Annotated in this window: 23 protein-coding genes; 8 read left to right on the plus strand and 15 right to left on the minus strand. The window is 65.5% G+C overall.

Annotation, left to right across the window (positions count from 1 at the left end; genetic code table 11):
* Positions 1 to 80: 80 nt before the first annotated feature.
* Both AB7245_RS27000 and AB7245_RS27005 read left to right on the plus strand, forming a co-directional pair.
* Positions 81 to 2,039, plus strand: a complete 1,959-nt coding sequence (locus AB7245_RS27000) for an alpha/beta hydrolase domain-containing protein (RefSeq protein WP_439035075.1) — start codon at positions 81 to 83, stop codon at positions 2,037 to 2,039.
* 196 nt (positions 2,040 to 2,235) lie between these two features.
* Positions 2,236 to 2,892 (plus strand): glutathione S-transferase family protein, encoded by a 657-nt coding sequence (locus AB7245_RS27005; protein ID WP_354115489.1) that lies wholly within the window; start codon positions 2,236 to 2,238, stop codon positions 2,890 to 2,892.
* A 105-nt stretch (positions 2,893 to 2,997) separates the two neighbouring features.
* On the opposite strand, the gene AB7245_RS27010 is transcribed toward AB7245_RS27005, so the two are convergent.
* Positions 2,998 to 3,345 (minus strand): hypothetical protein, encoded by a 348-nt coding sequence (locus AB7245_RS27010; protein ID WP_085405578.1) that lies wholly within the window; start codon positions 3,343 to 3,345, stop codon positions 2,998 to 3,000.
* A 65-nt stretch (positions 3,346 to 3,410) separates the two neighbouring features.
* Complete coding sequence (locus AB7245_RS27015; protein WP_038943754.1) at positions 3,411 to 4,943, minus strand: acyl-CoA carboxylase subunit beta; 1,533 nt, start codon at positions 4,941 to 4,943, stop codon at positions 3,411 to 3,413.
* Positions 4,944 to 5,092: 149 nt separating this feature from the next.
* Here AB7245_RS27015 and AB7245_RS27020 point away from each other — a divergent pair, with 149 nt between their 5' ends.
* The 3 genes from AB7245_RS27020 (at position 5,093) to AB7245_RS27030 (ending at position 7,303) form a co-directional block, all read left to right on the plus strand.
* On the plus strand, positions 5,093 to 5,497 hold the full coding sequence (locus AB7245_RS27020) for a DUF4260 domain-containing protein (RefSeq protein WP_085405473.1): 405 nt from the start codon (positions 5,093 to 5,095) through the stop codon (positions 5,495 to 5,497).
* Positions 5,498 to 5,640: 143 nt separating this feature from the next.
* A complete protein-coding gene (locus AB7245_RS27025; protein ID WP_085405577.1) occupies positions 5,641 to 6,234 on the plus strand; it encodes a hypothetical protein in 594 nt (197 codons plus the stop codon).
* Between the two features lie 73 nt (positions 6,235 to 6,307).
* Positions 6,308 to 7,303, plus strand: a complete 996-nt coding sequence (locus AB7245_RS27030) for a dienelactone hydrolase family protein (protein ID WP_085405472.1) — start codon at positions 6,308 to 6,310, stop codon at positions 7,301 to 7,303.
* Positions 7,304 to 7,441: 138 nt separating this feature from the next.
* Here the strand turns inward: AB7245_RS27030 and AB7245_RS27035 are convergent, their stop codons facing one another.
* From AB7245_RS27035 to AB7245_RS27055, 5 genes are all read right to left on the minus strand, one after another.
* Positions 7,442 to 8,098 carry a carboxymuconolactone decarboxylase family protein gene (locus tag AB7245_RS27035; RefSeq protein ID WP_085405471.1) on the minus strand — a complete coding sequence of 219 codons (657 nt, stop codon included), beginning with the start codon at positions 8,096 to 8,098 and terminating at the stop codon, positions 7,442 to 7,444.
* 63 nt (positions 8,099 to 8,161) lie between these two features.
* Positions 8,162 to 9,019, minus strand: a complete 858-nt coding sequence (gene blaOXA, locus AB7245_RS27040) for a class D beta-lactamase (RefSeq protein WP_434057414.1) — start codon at positions 9,017 to 9,019, stop codon at positions 8,162 to 8,164.
* An 88-nt stretch (positions 9,020 to 9,107) separates the two neighbouring features.
* Positions 9,108 to 9,371, minus strand: coding sequence for an EscU/YscU/HrcU family type III secretion system export apparatus switch protein (locus tag AB7245_RS27045; protein ID WP_028151179.1), 264 nt, complete (start codon positions 9,369 to 9,371; stop codon positions 9,108 to 9,110).
* The gene (fliK, locus tag AB7245_RS27050; protein ID WP_085405470.1) at positions 9,368 to 10,960 is read right to left on the minus strand and encodes a flagellar hook-length control protein FliK; all 1,593 of its coding nucleotides are present in this window, start codon (positions 10,958 to 10,960) and stop codon (positions 9,368 to 9,370) included. Before fliK ends, AB7245_RS27045 begins: the two co-directional genes overlap by 4 nt.
* A 56-nt stretch (positions 10,961 to 11,016) precedes the next feature.
* Positions 11,017 to 11,811 carry an ATP12 family chaperone protein gene (locus AB7245_RS27055; protein ID WP_085405469.1) on the minus strand — a complete coding sequence of 265 codons (795 nt, stop codon included), beginning with the start codon at positions 11,809 to 11,811 and terminating at the stop codon, positions 11,017 to 11,019.
* A 74-nt stretch (positions 11,812 to 11,885) separates the two neighbouring features.
* Between AB7245_RS27055 and AB7245_RS27060 the strand changes: the two genes are divergently transcribed.
* On the plus strand, positions 11,886 to 12,332 hold the full coding sequence (locus tag AB7245_RS27060) for a hypothetical protein (protein WP_085405468.1): 447 nt from the start codon (positions 11,886 to 11,888) through the stop codon (positions 12,330 to 12,332).
* A 137-nt stretch (positions 12,333 to 12,469) separates the two neighbouring features.
* On the opposite strand, the gene AB7245_RS27065 is transcribed toward AB7245_RS27060, so the two are convergent.
* Genes AB7245_RS27065 through AB7245_RS27075 form a run of 3 tightly spaced genes read right to left on the minus strand, consistent with a single transcriptional unit; the run spans position 12,470 to position 16,477 of the window.
* Positions 12,470 to 13,684, minus strand: a complete 1,215-nt coding sequence (locus AB7245_RS27065; RefSeq protein WP_085405467.1) for an RluA family pseudouridine synthase — start codon at positions 13,682 to 13,684, stop codon at positions 12,470 to 12,472.
* Positions 13,685 to 13,736: 52 nt separating this feature from the next.
* On the minus strand, positions 13,737 to 15,074 hold the full coding sequence (locus AB7245_RS27070; protein WP_085405466.1) for a replication-associated recombination protein A: 1,338 nt from the start codon (positions 15,072 to 15,074) through the stop codon (positions 13,737 to 13,739).
* Positions 15,071 to 16,477 carry a DegQ family serine endoprotease gene (locus AB7245_RS27075; protein WP_166342277.1) on the minus strand — a complete coding sequence of 469 codons (1,407 nt, stop codon included), beginning with the start codon at positions 16,475 to 16,477 and terminating at the stop codon, positions 15,071 to 15,073. Before AB7245_RS27075 ends, AB7245_RS27070 begins: the two co-directional genes overlap by 4 nt.
* Before the next feature lie 313 nt (positions 16,478 to 16,790).
* On the opposite strand from AB7245_RS27075, the gene AB7245_RS27080 reads away from it, so the two are divergent.
* Positions 16,791 to 18,422, plus strand: a complete 1,632-nt coding sequence (locus tag AB7245_RS27080) for an OprO/OprP family phosphate-selective porin (RefSeq protein ID WP_354115491.1) — start codon at positions 16,791 to 16,793, stop codon at positions 18,420 to 18,422.
* 41 nt (positions 18,423 to 18,463) lie between these two features.
* On the opposite strand, the gene AB7245_RS27085 is transcribed toward AB7245_RS27080, so the two are convergent.
* Entirely contained in the window at positions 18,464 to 18,847 is a 384-nt protein-coding gene (locus AB7245_RS27085) for a winged helix-turn-helix transcriptional regulator (protein ID WP_028151187.1), read from the minus strand.
* Positions 18,848 to 18,980: 133 nt separating this feature from the next.
* On the opposite strand from AB7245_RS27085, the gene AB7245_RS27090 reads away from it, so the two are divergent.
* On the plus strand, positions 18,981 to 19,994 hold the full coding sequence (locus tag AB7245_RS27090) for a zinc-binding alcohol dehydrogenase family protein (protein WP_354115492.1): 1,014 nt from the start codon (positions 18,981 to 18,983) through the stop codon (positions 19,992 to 19,994).
* 187 nt (positions 19,995 to 20,181) lie between these two features.
* Here the strand turns inward: AB7245_RS27090 and AB7245_RS27095 are convergent, their stop codons facing one another.
* The 4 genes from AB7245_RS27095 to AB7245_RS27110 form a co-directional block, all read right to left on the minus strand.
* On the minus strand, positions 20,182 to 20,970 hold the full coding sequence (locus AB7245_RS27095) for an SDR family NAD(P)-dependent oxidoreductase (RefSeq protein ID WP_354115493.1): 789 nt from the start codon (positions 20,968 to 20,970) through the stop codon (positions 20,182 to 20,184).
* A 210-nt stretch (positions 20,971 to 21,180) separates the two neighbouring features.
* The gene (locus tag AB7245_RS27100; protein ID WP_085405460.1) at positions 21,181 to 22,020 is read right to left on the minus strand and encodes a c-type cytochrome; all 840 of its coding nucleotides are present in this window, start codon (positions 22,018 to 22,020) and stop codon (positions 21,181 to 21,183) included.
* 121 nt (positions 22,021 to 22,141) lie between these two features.
* Positions 22,142 to 22,558, minus strand: a complete 417-nt coding sequence (gene rplQ, locus AB7245_RS27105) for a 50S ribosomal protein L17 (RefSeq protein WP_014494513.1) — start codon at positions 22,556 to 22,558, stop codon at positions 22,142 to 22,144.
* Positions 22,559 to 22,678: 120 nt separating this feature from the next.
* Positions 22,679 to 23,710 carry a DNA-directed RNA polymerase subunit alpha gene (locus AB7245_RS27110; protein WP_085405459.1) on the minus strand — a complete coding sequence of 344 codons (1,032 nt, stop codon included), beginning with the start codon at positions 23,708 to 23,710 and terminating at the stop codon, positions 22,679 to 22,681.
* Positions 23,711 to 23,773 lie beyond the last annotated feature (63 nt).

Raw genomic sequence — 23,773 nt, forward strand, 5'->3', positions numbered from 1 at the left:
CATAGACGGTTATAGTCGCGGCAACAAAAAAGCCCGCGCGACGGAACATTCGGATCGCGCCGATGGGGGAAGGAATGGCCATGCGCAGGATCATCACGGGCCTCGTTGCGATCACGTGCCTGTGGCCCACGGTCTCGCTCGCCGAAATCGTCCGCTTCGACATCCTCGCGCGCGAGCCCGCCTTTGCCGGACGCAGCTTTGGCGATGTCGGCACCTATGAGCGCATCACCGCGCGCGCGACCTTCGCGCTCAACCCGTCGGACGATCGCAACGCTGTCATCACCGACCTCGCGCTCGCGCCGCGTAGCTCCGACGGCAAGGTGGCAGCCACCGCCGACGTCGTGATCCTGCGGCCCACCGATCCCACCCACGGCAACGGCACACTGCTGCTCGAGGTGCCCAATCGCGGCCGCAAGCTGGCACCGCAATTGTTCGACGATTCCGCCCAGCCCGGCGCCAACAATGCCGACAAGGCCGAGGACGCCGGCATCGGCTTCCTGCATCGCCAAGGCTTTACGATGGTCTGGGTCGGCTGGCAGGGCGACATCCCCTCCAAGCCCGGCCAGATGGCGATGACGGCGCCGGTGCTGAAGACCATCACCGGGCCCGCGCGCGAAGAGGTGGTCTTCGACAACACGACCAATCCCGCGCGTGCGACGCTGACCTGGCCGGCGACCGACGCCGCCGACCTCAAGGTCTCCGTGCGCGCCGCCTGGGCCGATCCGCGGCAGTCGCCTTCTGGCCTCCTCGCAAAGCTCGTCGATCCCGTGACGGTGGAGATCACCCGGCCCGACGGTTTTGATGCCGGCGCGCTCTACGAGATCACCTACACCGCGCGCGATCCTGTCCCGCTCGGCATGGGCTATGCCGCCGTGCGCGACGTCGTCAGCTTTCTCCGCCACGACGAGACGCAGGCGAACCCGCTGCTGAACGGCCTGCATCCCTCCGTCAGCCGCGCCATCGGCTTCGGCGTGTCGCAATCCGGCCGCTTCCTGCGCGACTTCCTCTATCTCGGCTTCAACGAGGATCTCCAGGGGCGCACGGTGTTCGACGGATTGATGCCGCATGTCGCGGGCACGCGGCGGATGGCGACAAACGTCCGCTTCGGCCAGCCCGGCCGCAACCCGCGCCATCCGCAGGATCCGGCGTGGCAGGCCGATCTCTTCCCCTTCACTTATGCGAGCCTCAGCGATCCCTATTCCGGCAAGACCGACGGCCTGCTCCGCCGTTGCGCGCTCTCGGCGACGTGTCCGAAGATGATGCAGACCGACAGCGAGCACGAATGGTGGGCCTCGCACGCCTCGTTGCTGGTCACCGACCTCGCCGGCAACCACCTCGACCTCCCCGACAACGTCCGCGCTTACATGATCGCAGGCACGCCGCATTTCGCAGAAGCCGCCGACGTGATGCGCAAGGGCGTGCCGGCGATGTCGCTGCCGCGGAACCCGATGCATGCGGGCGGGCCGATGCGCGCGCTGCTCACCGACCTCAACGCCTGGATCAGCGACGGCATCAAGCCGCCCGCAAGCCGCGTCCCCATGCGCGCCCACGGCACGCTGGTGCCGGCGCAAGGCGCGGTGCCGATGGATATCCCCGGCCTGCCCTATGCCGGCATCCACACGCTCGCCGCCTTCTCCGACCAGAGCGTGCTGCCGCCCAAGGAGATCGGCCGCTATCCCGTGTTCGTGCCGAAGGCGGACAATGACGGCATGGCCATCGCAGGTATCCGCCAGCTTGCGCTCGCGGTGCCACGCGCGACCTACACCGCATGGAATCCGCGCGCGCAAGGATTTGGCCCGACGGCGCTCTATCCGCTGCAAGGCGCGGTGGTGCCATTCGCACCGACCGAGGCCGCGCGGAAGGAAGTGCACGATCCCAGGCTGTCGATCGCGGAGCGATATGCAGATGATGGGGCGTATGTGGCGGCGGTCCGCCGCGAGGCGGCGCGGCAGGTGGCGGAGCGGACCCTGCTGCCGGAAGATGCAGAGCGCGCGGTCGACGCCGCGAAGCAAGGCAAGTTGGCGAAGCTTGGGCAGTGAGCGAAGCCCAGTGGCCCCGTAGGGTGGGCAAAGCGGAGCGCGCCCACCACTTCTGTCGTCGGCCAAAAGATGGTGGGCACGGCGCAAGTGCGCCTTTGCCCACCCTACGGTCCCTGCCCGCGGAGAAAAACCGTCCGCGCCTGTCGGAACGCGCGTCCTTCATCCGTCCTATGCCCAGACAGCACGGAGACACCGCATGGCCAACCTCACCCTCACCACCTTCGATTGGGTTCCCGAGATGCCGCGGGGTTTCGTGCGCGACCTTCGTGTGCGCTGGGCGCTGGAAGAAGCCGCGCTGCCCTACCGCGTCGCGAGCGTGCCGTTTGGCCCGCGGGACGCCGCGCATTTCGCGCACCAGCCGTTCGGCCAGGTGCCGTGGCTGACCGACGGCGACCTCTCGATCTTCGAGAGCGGCGCGATCCTGCTGCATCTGGGCGAACTCAGCGACAGGCTGATGCCCACCGATCCGCGCGGTCGCAGCGAGGCAAAGGAGTGGGTGTTCGCGGCGCTCAATTCGGTGGAGATGCCTGCCCTGCCCTGGACGATGTTCAAGTTCACCGGCAGCGACGATGGCTCACCTGCCGTGAAGTTCGTCGACGACTTCCTAAAACTCAGGCTCAAGCACATGGAGACGGTGCTGGCCGGCCGCGAATGGCTGGCGGGGTCTTTCTCCGTCGCCGACATCCTGATGTCGGACGTGCTGCGCGTCGTCGACAAGTTCGACGGCCTGGCGGACAGTCCTGCCTGCCGCGACTACGTCGCACGCGCCACGGGCCGTCCGGCGTTCGCAAAAGCCCACGCCGATCAGATGACGCATTTCGCTGCGGCGGATGCCAAACGTAGGGCGGATTAGCGCAAGCGCAATCCGCCAGCGCATGCTTCAACAAGGATGGTGGGTTACGCCGCGCGAACTGCGCTTCGCGCAGTCGCGGGGCTAACCCACCCTACGAATTTCGCCTCACACCAATTTCAGCGGCGTGTCCTCAACCACGCGAAGGTCGATCCTGCCGATCAGTTGCGCGCGAAGCGCCTCCGCAGCACCGATGGCGCTCTCGGTTTGCTGCAGCGTGCTGATGTTCGAACCGAGCGACACAATCCCACCCAGCACCAGGGCGATCGATCCGAGCGCCGCGGTCAGACCTGTCCCGAACAACCCAAGGATCGTGATCAACAACAGCGCGCCGCCGCCGCCAATCGCGATTTTGGATGCTAGAATGTACTTCCGGCATCGCTCGGCGATCTCGGCCAGCCGCTCGATCCGCGCCTCAATGTCTGAAATCTCGTCGGTCGGATCGTCTTCGGTCATCAGCGACATGCGGCACTTGGGTTAAAAACCCGGATTTCGCTACGCTCCATCCGGGCTACGAGGCCTCACAACGGCAAATTGTCGTGCTTCTTCGCCGGCGTCTCCACCTTCTTGTCCTTCAGCATCGCCAGCGCCCGGGCGATCCGCTTGCGCGTCGAGTGCGGCATGATGACGTCGTCGATGTAGCCACGCTCGGCGGCGATGAAGGGGGACAGGAAGCGGTCTTCGTATTCCTTGGTGCGCGCCGCGATCTTGTCGGGGTCGCCGATGTCAGCGCGGAAGATGATCTCGACCGCGCCCTTGGCGCCCATCACGGCGATCTGGGCGGTCGGCCAGGCGTAGTTCATGTCGGCGCCGATTTCCTTGGAGGCCATGACGTCGAAGGCGCCGCCATAGGCCTTGCGGGTGATGATGGTGACCAGCGGCACCGTGCACTGCGAATACGCGAACAGCAGTTTTGCGCCGTGCTTGATCAGGCCGCCATATTCCTGCGCGGTGCCCGGCAGGAAGCCCGGCACGTCGACGAAGGTGACGATCGGGATGTTGAAGGCGTCGCAGAAACGGACGAAGCGCGCGGCCTTGCGCGAGGCGTCGGAGTCGAGCACGCCGGCCAGCACCATCGGCTGGTTGGCGACGAAGCCGACGGTGCGGCCGGCGATGCGGCCAAAGCCGGTGACGATGTTCTTGGCGAAGGCATCTGCGATCTCGAAGAAATCGCCCTCGTCCACGACCTTCAGGATCAGCTCCTTCATGTCATATGGCTTGTTCGGATTGTCGGGGATCAGCGTGTCCAAGGACATGTCGACCCGGCCGATGTCGTCAAAGCTCGGCCATTCCGGCACGCCGTCGGTGTTGTTGGACGGCAGGAAGTCGATCAGGCGCCGCATCTGCAAGAGCGTCTCGACGTCGTTCTCGAAGGCGCCGTCGGCGATCGAGGAGCGCGTGGCGTGCACCGAGGCACCGCCGAGCTCTTCGGCCGTGACGACCTCGTTGGTGACGGTCTTCACCACGTCGGGGCCGGTGACGAACATGTAGCTGGTGTTCTTCACCATGAAGATGAAGTCGGTCATGGCAGGCGAATATACGTCGCCGCCGGCGCAGGGCCCCATGATGACGGAGATCTGCGGGATCACGCCCGAGGCGAGCACGTTGCGGCGGAACACATAGGAATAGCCGGCGAGCGCGGCGACGCCCTCCTGGATGCGGGCGCCGCCCGCGTCATAGAGGCCGATGATGGGCGCCCGCGCCTTCATCGCCATGTCCTGAAGTTTTGTGATCTTCAGCGCGTGCGTTTCGGAGAGCGAGCCGCCGAACACCGTGAAGTCTTTCGCGAAGACAAACGTCTTGCGGCCGTTGACAGTGCCCCAGCCGGTGACGACGCCATCGCCGGGGATCTTGTTCTTCTCCATGCCGAACTCGGTGGAGCGGTGCTCGACGAACATGTCGAACTCCTCGAACGATCCCTTGTCGAGCAGGAGCTCGATGCGCTCGCGCGCGGTCAGCTTGCCGCGGGCGTGCTGCGCCTCGATGCGCTTCTCCCCGCCGCCGAGCTTTGCGCCGGCGCGACGATCTTCAAGGGCGTCCAGGATATTCTTCATTTGCTCCCGCCAGTTCTTAGCCTAAATGCGATTGCCGGGGGTTCTAACACGGCATTTTGCGGGCCGGGAAGCCGCTTTCGGCGCCGCAGGGCTGCCTTGCCGCAGCGGGAAAGCGCAAGGAATTACAGAGTTTTGCCTGGGAGACGACAATGGATGAGGTAACGGCCGAGACGGGCGCGGCGACCGGCGGCGTCAAGATCCTGCTGCGGCTGGAAGGCCTGACCCTGTTCACGGGGATGGTGATGCTCTACGCCTCCTGGGGCGGCTCGTGGCTGGTGTTCGCCCTGCTCTTCTTCGTCCCCGATCTGAGCTTCCTGGCGTACCTCGCCGACGCCAGATTCGGGGCGCTGGTCTACAATGCCGCCCACAGCTACATGGCGCCGGTGGCGCTGCTGACGCTGGGCTTCGGCTTCGCCTCGCCGCTCACGCTGTCCATCGCCATGATCTGGCTCGCCCATATCGGCATCGACCGGGCGCTCGGCTACGGCCTGAAATATTCGGCCGGGTTCGGCTTCACCCATCTCGGGCGGATCGGCCGCCAGAAAGACGCCTGAGGGGATTGCCGTCGTTTTGTCGGCCCCCACCGGTTGACCGGGCCGGCCGATTCAGGCTTGCTCCCTTCACGATCAGGCGCCGAATGTTGCGTGAGCTCAGTCGGTACGGCGGCGGTCACCACGTCTGGCTGCAAGCATCACCCATGTCCGCCACGGTCGTCCCCCTGCCGCCGAACAGCCCGTCCGAAACCACCGACTTCCTGCGGCGGATGGCCAGCATGGTGTCGGGGCGCAACGGCGAGATGCTGCTGCGCGCGGCCGCGCTGATCGAATCGCTCAAGCAACGGGCGATGTCCGCCGAACGGCTGTTTCACGAGCAACAGGAAGAGACCAAGCGCCTTGTAGAGCTGCGCGAGACGACCGCGCTCGCCTCAAGCACCATGGTCAGCCAGATCGCGGCGCTGGGGACCCAGCTCGCCGAGGTGACCGCGGCCGCGGCAGCCGAGCGCGCCGCGTTCGACGCCGAACGCGGCAAGCTGCTCGGCCTGATGCAGGATGCGGAAAGCCATATCGGCAAGCTCACCACCGAGCTCGACGGCTTGCGCGCCTCCGTCGACAGCTTCAACGACACCGCGGTCTCGGTGCCGCTCGAGGTGCTGCGTCTGGCACGGGTGCAGTTCGATGTCCTCTCCGCCGGCTTTGCCCGCAAGGGCGACGTGATCTCGGAAGCGATGAGCGAGATCGGCGGCTTTGCGATCGACCAGGCGCTGATGGCGAAGAAGGCGGATAAGACCTGAGGTCGTCGCGCATCAAATTGACAGTGCGCAGGTCCGTTGTTCTACTCCATGAAAATCATGGGGGAGGATCACGATGCCGACGGCATTCCGCGTCGCTATGGCGCTCTGCATTTCAACACTGCTCGCCGGCATTGGCGCCAACGCGCAATCCCTGCCGAAGGAAGTCGCCACTCGCGCCGAGATCTATCCGATCCCCTCGCTCACCCTCTCCGACCAGCAATTCCTCAGCGGCGATGCGGCGGCCGGCAAGCCGGTGACGGTCGCCGGCGAATTCCGCGTCGCCCAGGGCACCGGCAAGCTTCCCGTCGTGGTGCTGATGCACGGCTCGAGCGGCGTCGGCGCCACGACCGAGGCCTGGGTGCACGCTTTCAACGCCATGGGCATCTCGACCTTCGTGATCGACGGTTTTACCGGCCGCGGGCTGACGGTGGTGGGGCCGAACCAGGCCCTGCTCGGCCGGCTCAACCTGATCGTCGACATCTACCGCTCACTGGAGATTCTTGCGAAGCATCCCCGCGTCGATCCTGACCGCATCGTGCTGATGGGCTTCTCGCGCGGCGGACAGGCGACGCTCTATGCGAGCCTCGATCGCTTCAACAAGCTCTGGAACAAGTCCGGCGTGCAGTTCGCGGCTTACATTCCCTTCTATCCGGATTGCTCGACGACGTATCAAAGCGACGGCGACGTCGCCGCACGCCCGATCCGCATCTTCCATGGCACGCCCGACGACTACAATCCCGTGACGAGCTGCAAGGCGTTCGTCGGACGGCTCAAGACGGCCGGGCGCGATGTGGTGCTGACCGAATACCCCGACAGCGCGCACGGCTTCGACAGCGGCCTGCTCGGCGTCAGCGCCGTTGCGGTGTCGGCCAACGCGCAGACCGTGCGCAACTGCCGTATCAAGGAAGGCGACGGCGGCGTGCTGATGAACGGCGATACCAACGCGCCGTTCACCTACAAGGATTCCTGCGTCGAGCTCAACCCACATGTCGGCGGCAACCCCACAACCGCCGCCGAGTCGCGCAAGGCGGTGGTGGAGTTTTTGCAGGCGCTGTTCAAGTTGGGGTGAGACTGTCCGCCCCGCACGCGCTGCCGTAGGGTGGGCAAAGCGAAAGCGTGCCCACCAACTAGATGATGGTGGGCACGGCGCTATGCGCCTTTGCCCACCCTACGGCATCGCAATTTTGTCGCGGGCTCCTCGCGCCTCCTACGGCTCGCCCGGCTTGAACGGCTCCTGCTTGTCCGGCGGCACCGTCTCTTCCGCCATGGCCAGCAGCATCGCGACCATCACGTAATTGCCGGCAACCGCGGTGAGATCGACGATCTGCTGATCGTTGAACACCTTCTTCGCCCGCGTGTAGGTCTCGTCAGAAACTTTCTTGGTCGTCGTGATCTCGGTGACGAAGTCGTAGACCACGGCCTCGTCATCGGCCATTTTCGACGGCCGCTTGTTGGCCTTCAGCTCCGCGATGATATCCGCCGACAGGCCGGCCTTGGCCGCCAGCGGCGCATGCGCGAACCATTCCACCTGCGAGCGCCACTGCCGCCCGATGATCAGGATCGCGAACTCATTCAGCTTGGTCGGGACCGAGGTCTCCCAGCGCAGATAGTAGAACAGGTCGAACAGTCGCTGGCCGAGCGCCGGGCTGCGGATCATCGGATTGTAGGGCCCGCCGATGCCGACGCTCGACACCTTCATGATCTGCTCGCCGAGCGGCTTCTGCTTGGCGTCGAGCTGGTCCATGGTGAGCTGCGGAAAGCGCGGCTCCTTGCTGGTGGCGGGTGCGGCAAACATCGTGGCTGCGAGCCAGCCGCCGGCGGCGGCCAACGTGAGCGACGACAGCCAGAGTGGCGTTGACTTCATTTTATCCTCCCGACCTTTTCTTTTGTTTGGTCGGAAGGATGCTAGCAGGTTCGTACGCGCCAGCTAGATCGCGCCGATCTCGGCAAGGCAGGCTTGCGTCAACGGCATGCGCTCGCCGACGAGACGCGGCTCCTTGCAGTCCATGTTGAGCGCGAACACGGTGTGCGCCTCGCCCTTCTCGGCCCAGCCGACCATCCAGCCAAGCGACGGCTCGCCGCGCTCGGCGCCGAGCAAGCCGGATTTGGCGCGGATGACGCTGTCGCCGACCTTGGTCACCGGCAGGATGTCGGCGACGAGGTCCTGGCTGCGCTTGCTGATCGGCAGCGCGCGGCGGCGCAGCCGATCGACGAAATCGATCTGCTCGACCGGGTCGATGCGCAAATTGCCGGTGAGCCAGAACTGGTCGATGCCGCCGCCGATATCGCGATTGCCGTAGTCGAACATGTCGACATACTTTTGCATCCGCTCTTGCCCGATCCGGCGCGCGATCTCCTGATAGACCGGCACGGCGCTGACCGCGATGGCGCTGCGCATCGTGTGGTCCTTGTTCCAGGCCTCGATCGGCCGCTTCACGCCGTCCCAGGGGAACACGTCCTTGTCGGGATCGGTGACCACGCCGGTCTCCAGCGCAATCAGCGAGTTCGGGATCTTGAAGGTCGAGGCCGGCAGCTTCGCTTCGCCCGAGCGCTCCTTGTCGCTGGCGACGATCAGATAGTCCTCGACCTTGTAGCCGACGAAGGTGCCCGCCGTGCCGAGATCGGTGAAGCGCTTTGCCAGGCTGTCGCGGATCTCGTTGCGCGGCGGCGCGACATGCGCGAACGCACGCTGCGGCATGGTGGCAGCTGCGGCGAGAAGGCCAAGCGTGGAGCGGCGGGTCAGCAAGAGCGGTATCCGTTGGGCAATGAAGATGGCCGCGACCATGCAGCTGCTATCGTGGTGAAACGATGACAGGTTATTTGTTGAGCATGATCTTGTCGGAAAACCGCTGCACACTTTTCCGGATCATGCTCTACCGCCCCCGGCCCGACAGCCGCAACACGAACACCAGCACTTCGGCGACGGCCTTGTAGAGGTCGGGCGGAATCTCCTCGCCGAGTTCGACCTTGGACAGCGCGCCGGCCAAGATCTCGTTCTCCTCGATCGGGATGTCGTTGGCTTTGGCGATCTCGACGATCTTTTCGCCGATCGTGCCCTTGCCCTTGGCGACGACGACGGGCGCGTTGCTGCCCTTCTCGTAGTGCAGCGCAATTGCGAGCTTGGATGGATCGCTCATGTGGCGCGATCCAGGAAGTGGCCGGCGCGGGCCGGCGCCGGCTGCGGCGGCGTGCCGTCGCGCACCAGGATGTCGCCGGGCTTGAGCTCGGCGCGCGTCAGGGCCTGATTGAGCTCGCCGATGCCGGCGCGGAGCTGCTGCGCGGTCGCGGGCCGCTCCGCCCACATCCGCACAAAGGTCTTGTCGCCGTTGAGCGTGATCAGCGCATGCACGGGGCCGGCCGGCTCGACATTGAGCGTGAAGCGCGCGCGCCAGGCGCGCTTGGCGGGATCAGAGGACTCATTGCCGCCATCGCGCGAGATCTCGAATTGCGCCATCGCGGTGCCCTGCGGCGTCGCAAAGGGAATCTCGAAATTCCATTGCGGCGCGGTCGGGTCGATGCGATGGCCGGAGGCATCGGTGCGATCAGGCAGCGAAGCGACCTGGAGCAGCGTTTGACGCGCGATCGCGGCATCGGTGTCGTCGAGTAGACGGTGCACCGTTGCGGAGAGCGGCGTATCCGGCGCGAGCGATGGCGAGGCGATCCCCTGCGGCGCCGGCAGCGCGCCGCGGAACGGCGGCGGTGTCGCGCGCGCCGCGGCCTCGAAGAGATGGCCGTCGGGCACGGCCTTGTTGGAGCCGGGCACGTTGCCGATCAGGCGCGGCAGGTTTTGCGTAACCTCCTGAAGGAGGGCCGCGGCAAGGCCGGCGGACATGGTTCGCGGCATCGCGGCCTGCGGAGCGCCGCCGGCGATGTCGGCGAGCACAGCGGCCGCGAGATGGGCGCTGCGCGGCATCTGCGGCTGTTGGGTCATATCGAGCTCGGTCGACGGCGACGCAGCCTGAGCCGGCACGGCGGCGACCTGCGATGTCCCCGCCGTAGCGATCGCGGCGCCTTGCGCCTGTGGCGCGGCGGTCTCGAGCGTGGCCAATGTCTGGCGCAGCACCAGCAGCGCGGCCTTCAGGTCCGGCATTGTGCCGGAGGACGGCGTTGCGCCTGCGGCCAATGACGCCTCGAGAAACAGGCCGGACTTCTGGAAGGCGGATTCGATATCACCGCCGTCGAGGGCGGTGTTGAGCGGCGTCTGCTGCGCCAGCACGTCCAGCACCGCCTGCTTCAGTCCGGCCGGCAGATCGCTGCCGGTGACGACGGAGGCGAGATTGGCGAACAGCGGCGCCTGACTGCCCTGTTTTGTCGCCGCCTCGGCCGAAGCCACGGTGACGGCGACCTGCTCCAACGGCGTCAGCGTGTTGCGTGCGGTGGTCGCAGATGGCGCCAGCGACGGGCTGTCCACGAGTGACACCGCCCGCGGCGTCAGCGTGATCTGATCGGCCGTCGCCTCGCCTGCCCCGTTCATGATGGCGAGCCTGATGTTGCCGTCGTTCTGCGACACTGCGAGCTGGAGATTTTGCCCCGGTGTCAGCGACACCTCGGACATCACATCCATCGACAGATTGGCGATCGCGATCCGCACCAGATTGTCGGCCATCACGCTGACGACCCTTGCGTCCACGACGCTGCCGGCCTGGAGCACAAGATCGGGCGTCGCCGCATCAGCCACAGGGCTGGCGGCACTGACGGGAACGATCGAGCTTATCGGCGTCGGCATCTGAAGGGGCCCTGGGAACGCTGGCCCCACCCTAAGGCCCCGTCGTAAACCTCTCGTTAAGGACCTTTGTCCGCTTGCGGCTTCACGGCCGCCAAAACCGCCACGGCGGCCTGAAAATCCTTCAGGCGGGCGGCGCGGCGGGCAGCCGCCTCCTCGTCCACGCCCCATTTCTCGGCGTTCCAGTCCTCGTCGACATGGGCGGCGGCCCAGACCTGGCCGGCATCGCGCACGCCATGGGCGAGCGCCAGCGCCAGCAGCGCAGAACCGGTCAGGGTCGTGACCACGTGGAGCGCCGCGATCGACCAGGGATCACCGGGCAGCGCGGCGCGGGCGGCCTGAACGGCCTCGTCCGGCTGCTTCACATGCATGATGCCCTCGGACAGGATGAAATGCGCGCCCAGCGTCTCCGCGGCCCAGAACAGCACGGGGTCCCAATGCGTGGCCTCGCGGGCGACCAGCCCTTCGGGGTGGCCGGCGCGATAGAACAGCAGATCGGTCTCGAAGTATTTTGCAAGGTCGTCGCTGACGAGCTCGACGCGATCGATGACACCCTCGACGACGCTGTTGGCGATCCGCGTCAGCGGCATCGTCACGGGATCGATCGTCTCGCCCTGAGCCGCCCATTCCGCGGCCACGGCATCGGCCAGCGCGCGCGACGGGATCACCACCTGGCGGGCCGATGGCGTCCGGATCGGCCTGCCGTCCAGCGTGATGGCGAAGCCGCCCTCGGCCTCGGCCACGCCCGCCTCCTTGTAGAAGCGCTTGCGCCGCGGCGTACGCGCGGCCTGGCGCACCGCCTCCTGCGGATCGAGCGGGGACCGCCCCGCAACCTCATCGAACAATTCGCGCATCTCGTTTCGGCCCCGGTCTCTGAATGCTAGGCTTGTAAGCCAAGACTGGCGGCTGATAAAGCGAGCGGCAAGACATGAGGGAACTTGCGGGCATTGTGGCCCTGCTCGCCGGGCTCTGGCTGGCCGCGGCGGACGCCGGTTTCCGCACCCCGGAATCGCTGGTCCGCAATGTCTACGCGCACTACGGCGAAGGCGCGCCGGAGCTGTCAAAAGGCCTGCCGCGCGATGCCGCCTCCGCCCGGCAATTGTTCGACCCCAGCCTGCGCAGGGCCTGGAGCGCGCCGAGGGTCGAGCCCTACGACTTCCTGGTGCAGAGCCCGAACTGGAAGCTCGGCCCGGTCGCGATCGCGGTCGTTCGCAGGCAATACGACAAGACCTATGTCGCGGCGAATTTCGACAATCGCGGGCGGAAGGTCACGCTGAACTTCGTCCTGGTCAACGGACCCGAAGGCTGGCTGATCACCGATGTCGAGAGCCCGCATGACAGTCTGCGGATGTTTCTGGAGCAGTTTCGGAAGTGAGGGGGCCAGTCGCCACTGCCTCAACACCGTCATTGCGAGCGCAGCAAAGCAATCCAGACTATATCCGCAGAAGCATTCTGGATTGCTTCGTCGCTTCGCTCCTCGCAATGACGGGGCTGGTAGCGAGGCCCCAATCCCTACTCTTCCGGCGCGTTCTCGATCGGATCAAACCGGCTCGCATCGAGCCCGAGCAGATTCCACGACTGCTGCATGTGCGGCGGCAATGGCGCGGTGGCGTCGATCACGCCGCCGCGGGGATGCGGAATGACGATGCGGCGCGCAAGCAGATGCAACCGGTTTTGCAGGCCGCCCGGCAGCTGCCAGTTCTCGATGTTGAAATATTTGGGATCGCCGACGATGGGGTGGCCGATATGCTCCATGTGGGCGCGCAGCTGATGGGTGCGGCCGGTCACGGGCTTGAGCGACACCCAGGTCAGCTTGTTGCCGGCGGTCTCTACCACCGCATAATACGTCACCGCGTGGCTGGCACCTTCGTCGCCATGCTGGGCGATGCGCATGATGGTGTCGTCCTCGCTCTCTTCCTTCGCGAGGAAGGTCGAGATGCGGCCCTGCTTCGGCTTCGGCAGACCCGGCACCAGCGCCCAATAGGTCTTTCGCGCGGACCGCGAGCGAAAGGCGCCGGTCAGATGCGAGGCGGCAAATCGCGTCTTGGCGATCAGCAGGCAGCCCGAGGTCTCCCGGTCGATGCGGTGCACGAGGCGCGGCTTCTGGCCCTTGGAATCACGCATCACCTCCAGCATCTGGTCGATGTGCCGTGTCATGCCCGAGCCGCCCTGCACGGCGAGGCCCAACGGCTTGTTCAGCACGAGAACGTCGTCGTCCTCGTAGATCGTCATCTCCTTCAGCGCGGCAAGCGTTTTTTGCGCAGCTTCCGACAGTGGGCTGGCCGCCTTCGGCGTGTCGAGCTTCAGCGGCGGAATGCGGACGCTCTGGCCCTCCTCCAGGCGGTCCTTGCTGTCGACGCGCTTGCCGTCGACCCGCAACTCGCCTTTGCGGACGACGCGCTGGATGTGGGAGAACGACAGGCCGGGAAAGCGCGCTTCCAGGAAACGATCGACGCGCATGTTGTTTTCATCAGCCGTCACCTTGACGGTCTGCACCTTCGTCGGCAGCAGCGCCTCGACGGGCTTTGCCGGCGCAGACGCTTCGGGCGCAGCCTTGGGCGGCCGCCGCTCGGCACGCTCCGCCGCAAAGCGCGGCGGCTTCGCACCCGGCTTGGCACCCGGACGCGGTCCCGCCTTCTTGGCGGTGCGCGCCTTGAACGGACGCGAATCGTCGCGCTCGTCACGCGAACGGGGCTTTGGGTTCATTCTCTTGATGCGGCGACTCATGGTTGCCTGCCTACCCTAAAAGCCGGCTGCCGTCACGGCGAAATGGCCGTTTCTAGCGAGAGCCTCCCCGCTCCTTCCGGAGCTTCGCCCAGTAATCCAGCCGTTTGCGGATCTCGCGCTCGAAGCCGCGCTCGGGCGGGTCGTAGAAGGTCTGGCGGCCCAGGAGTTCCGGGAAATAGTCCTGGCCGGAGAAGGCGTCGGGGGTGTCGTGGTCGTATTCGTAGGCCGCGCCGTAGCCTTCGGACTTCATCAGCTTGGTCGGGGAATTGAGGATGTGCTTTGGCGGTAGCAGAGAGCCGGCCTGTTTTGCGACCTGCATCGCGGCCTTGAAAGCCGTGTAGACGGCATTCGATTTCGGCGCGGTGGCGAGATAGACGACGGCTTGCGCGATCGCGAGCTCGCCCTCGGGATGGCCGAGGAAGTCGAAGGCGTCCTTGGCCGCGTTGGCAATGACGAGCGCCTGCGGATCGGCAAGGCCGATGTCCTCGACCGCCATGCGTACGACGCGGCGGGCCAGGAACAGCGGGTCCTCGCCGGCATCGAGCATGCGCGCGAGGTAATACAGCGCGGCGTCGGGGTCGGAGCCCCGCACCGACTTATGCAGCGCCGAGATCAGGTTGTAGTGACCGTCGGCCGACTTGTCGTAGATCGGTGCGCGGCGCTGCAGGATCTCCTGCACCTGCGCCGCGTTGAAAATCTCGTCCGCCCGCGCCGAACGCCAGACCTCCTCGACCAGCGTCAGCGATGCCCGGCCGTCGCCGTCGGCCATGCGCACCAGCACGGCGCGCGCCTCGTCATCGAGCGGCAGCTTGCGGCCTTCGACCTCTTCGGCATGCGCGAACAGTTTTTCGATCGCGGCGGCATCGAGCGAGCGAAACACCAGCACGCGCGCACGAGAGAGCAACGCCGCGTTGAGCTCGAAGGACGGGTTTTCGGTGGTCGCGCCGACCATCACGACGGTGCCGTCCTCCATCACCGGCAGAAACGAATCCTGCTGGGCGCGATTGAAGCGATGCACCTCGTCGACGAACAGCAGCGTGCCCTTGCCCATCTCACGGCGGGCGCGTGCGGCGTCAAACGCCTTCTTCAGATCGGCGACGCCGGAGAACACCGCGGAGATCTGCTCGAAATGCAGATCGGTCGCATCCGCCAGCAGCCGCGCCACCGTGGTCTTGCCGGTGCCGGGCGGGCCCCAGAACACCAGCGAGCCGAGCGTGCGCGTCTCCAGCATGCGCGTCAGCGCACCGTCGGGACCGAGGATATGGTCCTGGCCAACGACCTCCGACAGCGCACGCGGGCGCAGCCGATCCGGCAGCGGATGCGGAGCCTCGTGGTCGAGCCCCGCCGCGGCGAAGAGAGTTGGCGTCTCCTGTGGTCGCTTCGGGCTCATCCGCCCAGCGTGACGTTGATCTGCTGGCCGCCACGCACCAGCGTGATGCGCCAGATCCGCGGCCGTTCGCCCGCCGCCTTTTCGAGGTCGGCGGTCCTGCCGATCTTCTGGTTGTTGACGGCGAGGATGATGTCGCCCTTCTGGAAGCCGACACTCGCAGCCGCGCTGTCGCCGCCGAGATCGGTGATCACGACGCCTTCGGTGTCGGCGTCCAGATGCAGCTCGTCGGCAACCGCCGGCGTGATGGACGAGACCTTCGCGCCCTGGAACGGCGAGCGCGCGGTGACGACGAGTTCGTTGCGGCCGGAGTCCGGTGCGGTCTCGAGCGCGATCGTGACCTTGAGCGGCTTGCCGCCGCGCTGCACGTCGATCTGCGCCGTGCCGCCGAGCGGACGCGTGGCGAAACGGTAATCGAAGGCGTTGGGATCATCCACGGTCTGGCCGTCGATCCCGGTGATGAGGTCGGAGGATTTCAGGCCGGCCTTGGCCGCGGGGCCGGTCGAGACCACGCTTGCGACCAGCGCGCCGGTCGGCGAACGCAGGCCGAGGCTCTCGGCGATCTCGGGCGTCACCGCCTGCAATTTTGCCCCTAACCACGGCCGCTTCACCGCCTTGCCGCCGCTCTTGGCGGAGGCCACGACGACGCGCACCATGTTGGCGGGGATCGCAAAGCCGATGCCTTGCGAGCCGCCGGAGCGCGAATAGATCGCGGTGTTGATGCCGGCAAGCTTTCCGCTCATGTCGACCAGCGCGCCGCCGGAATTGCCGGGATTGATGGCCGCATCGGTCTGGATGAAGAACTGGTAGTCAGTGATGCCGACCTGGGTGCGCGCGAGCGCCGAGATGATGCCGTGGGTCACGGTCTGGCCGACGCCGAAGGGATTGCCGATCGCGAGCACGACGTCGCCAACCAGCAGTTCGTCGGAATTGGTGAAGTCGAGGGTCGGAAACTTCTCCTTGGTGTCCTTCAGGCGCAGCACGGCGAGATCGGTGCGCGGATCCTTCAGCAGGATCTCGGCCTCGAACTCCCGCTTGTCCGACAGCGATACTTTCACCTGGTCCGCGCCCTCGATGACGTGGACGTTGGTGACGACGAGGCCGGAGGCATCGACGATGACACCGGAGCCGAGCGAGCGCTGCATCTGCTCGGGCTGCTGGCCCGGCACGCCGAAGAAGCGGCGGAAGATCGGGTCGTCCAGCAGCGGATTGCGGTTCTGCACCACCTTGGCGGCGTAGACGTTGACGACGGCCGGCTGCACCCGCTGCACGATCGGCGCATAGGACAGCCGCAGCTCGGCGGGCGAGGACGGGACGCGACGGTCCTGTGCGGCGGCCGGATTGAGGTGGGCTGAAAACGCTATGCACAATGCCGTGATGACGGCGGTCCGGGTCGATCGAAACATTCCTACCTCTCGGAAAAGACGCCGGAATATAGGCGCGTTCGCCCGCCAATAGAAGGGCGCCAGGCGGCATTATTCAGCCGCCTTTCCGGTGTGTCCGCCTTGCAAGTCCCGCATGCGAAATGACAATTTACCTGGGCGGTGGATTGGCATGATGCGCGTCATCCAGCATTGTGGTGGCGAGCGGATTCGGTTGCGGCGAATTGGCATCAGTGGGAACCGCGCAACCGGGCGCAGCGTCGCGGGGCAGTCATCGTTCATACCTAGGCTCTCCCGTTACGACTTGGGGAAGTTCGTCAAACGATGGAGTCATGATGTGAGCAGGACAAGACTTGCAGCCACCGCGATTGGTCTCGCCGGTGCGCTGGCGGCCTCGCAGGCCCAGGCCCAAACGGCAAGCAGCAGCGATCAGGAGATCGCACTGCTGAAGCAGCAATTGAAGATGCTGGAGCAGAAGCTCGACAAGCTCCAGAGCCAGACCGCCGCCAACACGGCGGCCACGGCGAAGGCCAAAGTCGAAGCAAAGGCAGAGGCCAAGGCCGAAGCCCGCTCGGAGGCGAAGGCGGTCGTGGCCAATGCTAACGCGGCGATCCCGCTCAAGGGACCGGCGCCCGCGTCCGGCGCCGTCGTGACGATGCCGAACAACCGGCCGACCATCTGCACCGCCGATGGGGCAAACTGCGTCGCGATCACCGGTCGCGTGCACTACGATATGGGCGGCTATGACTATCGTCCCAACACGGCGGCAACTGTGCCGCAAAAGCTGGACAGCGGCGAAAACGTGCGTCGCGCGCGCATCGGTGTCGTCGGCAAATTCCTCGAAGACTGGAATTTCGCGCTGATCTACGATTTCGGGGGCTCGTCCGACGGATTTGGCGGCACGGGCGCCGCCGGCGCGACCCCTGTCGGCTTCCTGCCGGGCGGAGGCACCTCCGGCATCGAGAATGCTTGGGTGAGCTACACGGGGCTGAAGCCGTTCGGCGGCAAGATGGCAATCGAAGCCGGCATCATGGACCTTGCCTGGACCCTGGATGAATCCACGAGTTCCAACGACATTGCCTTCATGGAACGCGCCTCGGTCGGCATCATCGCGCAAAATATCGCCGCCGGCGACTTCCGTTCCGCCGCCGGTGCCCGCTGGTACAATGACGTGTTCTGGGCCGGCGCTTACGTGACCGGCCCGACCTCGGGTGCCATTCACTCGGCCTCGAGCGTGTCACCTCCCGGGACCAGCGAGCAATACGGCGCGACCGCCCGCGTTGCGGGTCAGGTCGTGAGCGGCAACGACTACTCGGTGCATCTCGGCGCCGACGCGGAATGGCTGATCCAGCCGCCGCGCAATCTGCTCGCGAACACGCAAACGCTCACGCTCAGCGATCGTCCCGAGCTGCGCATCGATCCCACGACGCTGATCTCGACCGGAGCGATTGCAAATGTGGCGGGCGCGCAGGTCTATGGCGTGGAAGCCGCGGCCACCTATGGACCGCTCTGGGTCCAGGGCGAATACTACTGGTTCAACATCGATCGCGGTGCGAACACCGCGGTGGCGCCCATCGGTACGTCGAGCCTGAAATTCCAGGGCGGCTACGCACAGGCGGCCTATGTCCTGACCGGTGAATCGCGCAAGTACAATCCGAGCAACGCGGCCTATGGCGGCGTCAAGCCGAACAATCCGTTCTCGATCAACGGCGGCGGCTGGGGTGCCTGGGAGATCGCCGGTCGCTACTCGACCATAGATCTGAACGATCAGTTGGCGACCGCCGCCGGCATCGCCGGCGGGCGGCAAACCGTCTACACGCTGGCGCTCAACTGGTACGTCAACGGCAATGTGCGCTTCATGCTCGACTATCTGCATGGCACGGTGTCGAAGCAGGCCTCGGCGGTGTCGGCGGCGGACACCGGCTCGAAGTTCGATGCGGTCGCGTTGCGCACGCAGTTTGCGTTCTGATGCAATCTCTTCCGGGAGCGGCACGGTCCGCTCCCGGAGAGTTACGCTGCGCGCTTCGGCTTCTTGACCGGCTCCGCTTCGGGCGGCGGCGCGCAGGACAGCCGTTGCTGATGGCTCTCGCCCCAGGCCTTCAGGATGTCGATCACCGGCCGCAGGCTCTCGCCGAGCTCGGAGAGGCAATACTCCACGCGCGGCGGCACCTCGGCATAGACCTTGCGGATGACGAGCTTGTCCTCCTCCAGCGCGCGAAGCTGCTTTGTCAGCATGCGCTGGGTGATGCCGGGCATCCGGCGGCGCAGTTCGCCGAAGCGCTGGGTGCCGTCCTGGAGGTGGTAGAGGATCACGCCCTTCCACTTGCCGTCGATCAGGTCCAGCGTCGCCTCGACCGAGCAGCCGGGACGCCGGGTAAAATCTCGCCGCTTCATGCGTGTTTTCCCAATAGTATCCAAACAGGGACTATATCCCCGAATTTACAGTACTTGCCAAATCGGGGCTAGCGGGACAGTTAGCGGGCCAGGCGCAGATCACAAGCTACGCGCCATTTGATGGAGACAAGCCATGAAGGCCGTCGGCTACAAAAAATCGCTCCCGATCGAGGATCAGGACGCGCTGATCGATTTCGAGACCGCAAAGCCCGAGCCCAAGGGGCGCGATATCCGCGTCGCCGTGAAGGCCATCTCGGCCAACCCGGTTGATTACAAGGTACGCAAGCGTGCCGCCCCGCCCGAGGGCGAGACGAAGATTCTTGGCTATGACGCGGCCGGCGTCGTCGATGCCGTGGGTCCGGACGTCACACTGTTCAAGCCGGGCGACGAGGTGTTTTACGCCGGCTCGATCCTGCGCCAGGGCACCAATTCCGAATTCCACCTGGTCGACGAGCGCATCGTCGGCGTCAAGCCGAAGTCGCTCTCGTTCGCGCAGGCCGCAGCCCTCCCCCTCACCTCCATCACCGCCTGGGAATTGCTGTTCGACCGGCTCGGCGCGGTGCCCGGCAAGAGCGTCGATCCGCGCACGCTGCTGATCACGGGCGGCGCCGGCGGCGTCGGCTCGATCCTGATCCAGCTTGCGCGCCGCCTCACGGGCCTCACGGTGCTCGCGACGGCGACGCGGCCGGAGTCGCAAAAATGGTGCCTCGATCTCGGCGCGCATGCGGTGATCGACCACGGCAAGCCGATGAAGGAGCAGATCGAGAGCTTGAGGCTGCCGCCGGTCGCGCTGGTGGCGAGCCTCACCTTCACCGACCAGCACTACAAGGCGATCGCCGAGTTCATGGCGCCGCAGGGCCGGTTCGGCCTGATCGACGATCCCCCGGAGTTCGCCGTGAGCACCTTCAAGGGCAAGGCGATCTCGGTACACTGGGAATCGATGTTCACGCGCTCCTCTTTCCAGACGCCCGACATGATCGCGCAGCATCATCTGCTCAACGACGTCTCCGACCTCATCGACAAGGGCGTTCTGCGCACCACGCTCGACCAGACCTTTGGCACGATCAACGCAGCCAACCTCAAGCGCGCGCATGCGCTGCTCGAAAGCGGCAAGTCGCGCGGCAAGATCGTGTTGGAGGGGTGGTAGCAGTCACAACGTTAGGGCGAAGCTGCATAGGGTGGGCAAAGGCGCGCTAGCGCCGTGCCCACCATCTCGCAACGGGTGCGACAAAAGTGGTGGGCACGCTTCCGCCTTCGCTCTTCGAGCTACGGCGGACAAGTCGCTTTGCCCACCCTACGGTGCCACGCTTCCGGTGCCACGCCTTCGCGCAACCTCAGGCAATCGTGTTGACGATCCCGCCTTCCGCGCGCAGCGCCGCACCGTTGGTCGCGGACGCTTCCTTCGACGCGACATAGACCACCATGTTGGCGATTTCGTCGACGCTGGCGAAGCGCTGGATCAGCGAGCTCGGGCGGTGCTGCTTGACGAAATTGGCCGCGGCCTCATCGACCGACTGGCCATTCTGCTTGGCGAGATCCTTCACGAAGGTCTCGACGCCTTCCGACATGGTCGGACCCGGCAGCACGGAATTGACGGTGACGCCGGTGCCGCGGGTGAGCTGCGCGAGGCCGCGGGCGACCGAGAGCTGGGCCGTCTTGCTCATGCCGTAGTGGATCATCTCGACGGGAATGTTGAGCCCAGACTCCGATGAGATGAAGACGATGCGGCCCCAGTTGCGCTTGAGCATGCCCTTCATATAGGCGCGCGACAGCCGCACGCCGCTCATGACGTTGACCTCGAAGAAGCGGCTCCAGTCCTCGTCAGGGATCTCGAAGAAGTCTTTTGGCTCGAAGATGCCGGCATTGTTGATGAGGATGTCGACCTCCGGCAGCGCCGAGACGAGCGCCTTGCAGCCCGCTGCGGTCGAGACGTCGGCGGCGATGCCGCGGACCTTAAGGCCTGCCCCTTCCAGCTTGCGCACGGTGGCATCGACCTTGTCCTGGCCGCGACCGTTGATGACCACGCTCGCGCCGGACGCGGCGAGACCTTTTGCGATGGCGTGGCCGATGCCGGCGGTGGAGCCGGTCACGAGGGCGGTCTTTCCGGAAAGGTCGATCTTCATGAATCATCTCCATTGTTGCTGAAGCGGATATCGTGTCCAGCGCACGCCGCTTCAATCGCCACAACTGCGAAATCGTAGCGTGGGACAAAGCGACTTGTCCGCCGTAGCTCGAAGAGCGAAGGCGGAAGCGTGCCCATCTTGTCGACACGAGTTGAAAGCGAAATGGTGGGCACGGCGCGCTGAGAGCGCACCTTTGCCCACCCTGCGGCACTATTGCCGCGGCGGTAGCGTCCTGAGAAACGCGACGATGGCATCGAGATCCTGGGCCGTCATGCTGGCGTAGGCAGCATAGGCCATCGGCGGCTTGAGCTTGTGGCCGTCGCGCGCGATGCCTTGCGTAATCGCACGTTTGATTTCGTCGTCGCTCCACTGCCCAATACCGACCGCGGGATCCGCGGTGATGTTGGGGGAGACGGATTCGCCCCACGGCCCCTTGAATGTCCGGCCACCCTTGCCGCTCGCACCCGCGAAATCATGCACGACGGACGGGCCCTCCGGCGTGTGGCATTCCAAACAATGGGCGATGGTCAGGAGATAGCGGCCGCGCGCGAGCTTGTCGGAGATCTCGGCCTCGGTCGCCTGCTTGCCGGCATAGGTCGGCGTTTCCGGCTTCAGCGCGATCCTGTATTCCGGCGCCGGGGTTTCGTGGCGCACTGCGGGTACTGAGCGCAGGTAAGCGGTAAGCGCATCGAGATCCCGGGCCGTGAGCACCGTGTAGAATGCGGTCGGCATGATTGGCGCGACCTTGGTCCCGTTCGGCCTGTGACCGCTGACCAGAAACCGCTTCATCTCGGCATCGCTCCAGTTGCCGATGCCGGTGTCCTTGTCCGGCGTGATGTTGGAGCCGGTGACCTTGAAGGCAGGCTCATCGAAGACCTGGCTGCCGCCCGCGAGCGCGCGCGAGAGATCGAGGCCCTGCGGCCCGCGCGGCGTGTGGCAGTTGTGGCAGACCATCACGCTGTTGACGAGATAGGCACCGCGTTCGACCAGCGGCTCGCCGGAGGCCGGCGACATCAACAGCGCCAGCGCGATCCCAAGCACAATCCTCATCTACAGCCCCCCGGCCGAATCGCGTTCACCAGACGATGCGCGGCATGAGATATCGCCGCGCCATACAAAAAAGCGGCGCCCCAGAGGGCGCCGCTTTCTGAAAACTGAGGTACCGGCCGGCTTACGCCGCCTCGGCTTCCTTCTCCTGCACCGGACCGGAGTCCTGGCCCTTGGCATCGACGTCGCGGTCGACGAACTCGATCACGGCCATCGCGGCGTTGTCGCCGTAGCGGAAGCCGGCCTTGATGATGCGGGTGTAGCCGCCCTGACGGTCCTTGTAGCGGGGCGCCAGCACGTCGAACAGCTTCTTGACCTGATCCTTGTCGCGCATCTCGGAGATGGCCTGGCGACGCATGGACAGGCCGCCCTTCTTGCCGAGGGTGACGAGCTTCTCGACGATCGGACGGAGCTCCTTGGCCTTGGGCAGCGTGGTGACGATCTGCTCGTGCTTGATCAGCGCGGCGCACATATTGGCGAACATCGCGCGGCGATGCTCGGCCGTGCGGTTGAGCTTCCGATGAACCTTGCCGTGACGCATTTTTGTATTCCTTGAATTCCATTCGTCGCGACGGTTCGTCGGACTTGTTGCTCAGGTGGGCTGCCTGCGTTCGCCCGCTAAAGCGCGATGAATTCGCGCCTTAGCTAGTTGTAATTCGGATCAGTAGTGATCCTCGAAGCGCTTGGCGAGCTCGTCGATGTTCTCCGGCGGCCAGCCCGGCACTTCCATGCCGAGGTGCAGACCCATCTGGGCCAGCACTTCCTTGATCTCGTTCAGCGACTTGCGGCCGAAGTTCGGGGTGCGGAGCATTTCCGCTTCGCTCTTCTGCACGAGGTCGCCGATGTAGACGATGTTGTCGTTCTTCAAGCAGTTGGCCGAACGCACCGACAGCTCGAGCTCGTCCACCTTCTTGAGGAAGGCCGGGTTGAAGGCGAGGTCCGGGATGATCTCCTGGGCGACTTCCTTGCGCGGCTCTTCGAAGTTGACGAACACGTTGAGCTGATCCTGCAGGATGCGGGCGGCATAAGCCACCGAGTCATCCGGCGTCAGCGCGCCGTTGGTCTCGATCGTCATGGTCAGCTTGTCGTAGTCGAGGATCTGGCCCTCACGGGTGTTCTCGACCTTGTAGGAGACCTTGCGGACCGGCGAGTACAGGCTGTCGACCGGGATCAGTCCGATCGGCGCGTCCTCGGGACGGTTGCGCTCGGCGGGCACGTAGCCCTTGCCGGTGGCGACCGTGAACTCCATGCGGATCTCGGCGCCCTCGTCGAGCGTGCAGATCTGGAGGTCCGGGTTGAGCACGACCACGTCGCCCACGGTCTGGATGTCGCCGGCGGTGACGACGCCCGGGCCCTGCTTCTTCACGACCATGCGCTTGGGGCCTTCGCCCTGCATCTTGATCGAGATGTCCTTGATGTTGAGCACGATGTCGGTGACGTCCTCACGGACGCCCGCGATCGAGGAGAACTCGTGCAGCACGCCATCGATGTGCACCGACTGCACCGCCGCGCCCTGGAGCGAGGAGAGCAGGATGCGGCGCAGCGCGTTGCCGAGCGTCTGGCCGAAGCCGCGCTCGAGCGGCTCGGCGACGATGGTCGCGAAACGGTTCGAATCGCTGCCGGGTTGGATCTGGAGCTTGTTCGGCCGAATCAGTTCTTGCCAATTTTTCTGGATCGTCACTGTTTCACCCATACAGGCCAGTCAAACTGCTAGTGCAGACACTGGCGTTGGAGAAAGGCCGCGGATCATTCGCGC

Origin of the sequence: Bradyrhizobium sp. 604_D8_N2_3, from assembly GCF_051810765.1 — a bacterium.
Taxonomy (GTDB): domain Bacteria; phylum Pseudomonadota; class Alphaproteobacteria; order Rhizobiales; family Xanthobacteraceae; genus Bradyrhizobium; species Bradyrhizobium barranii.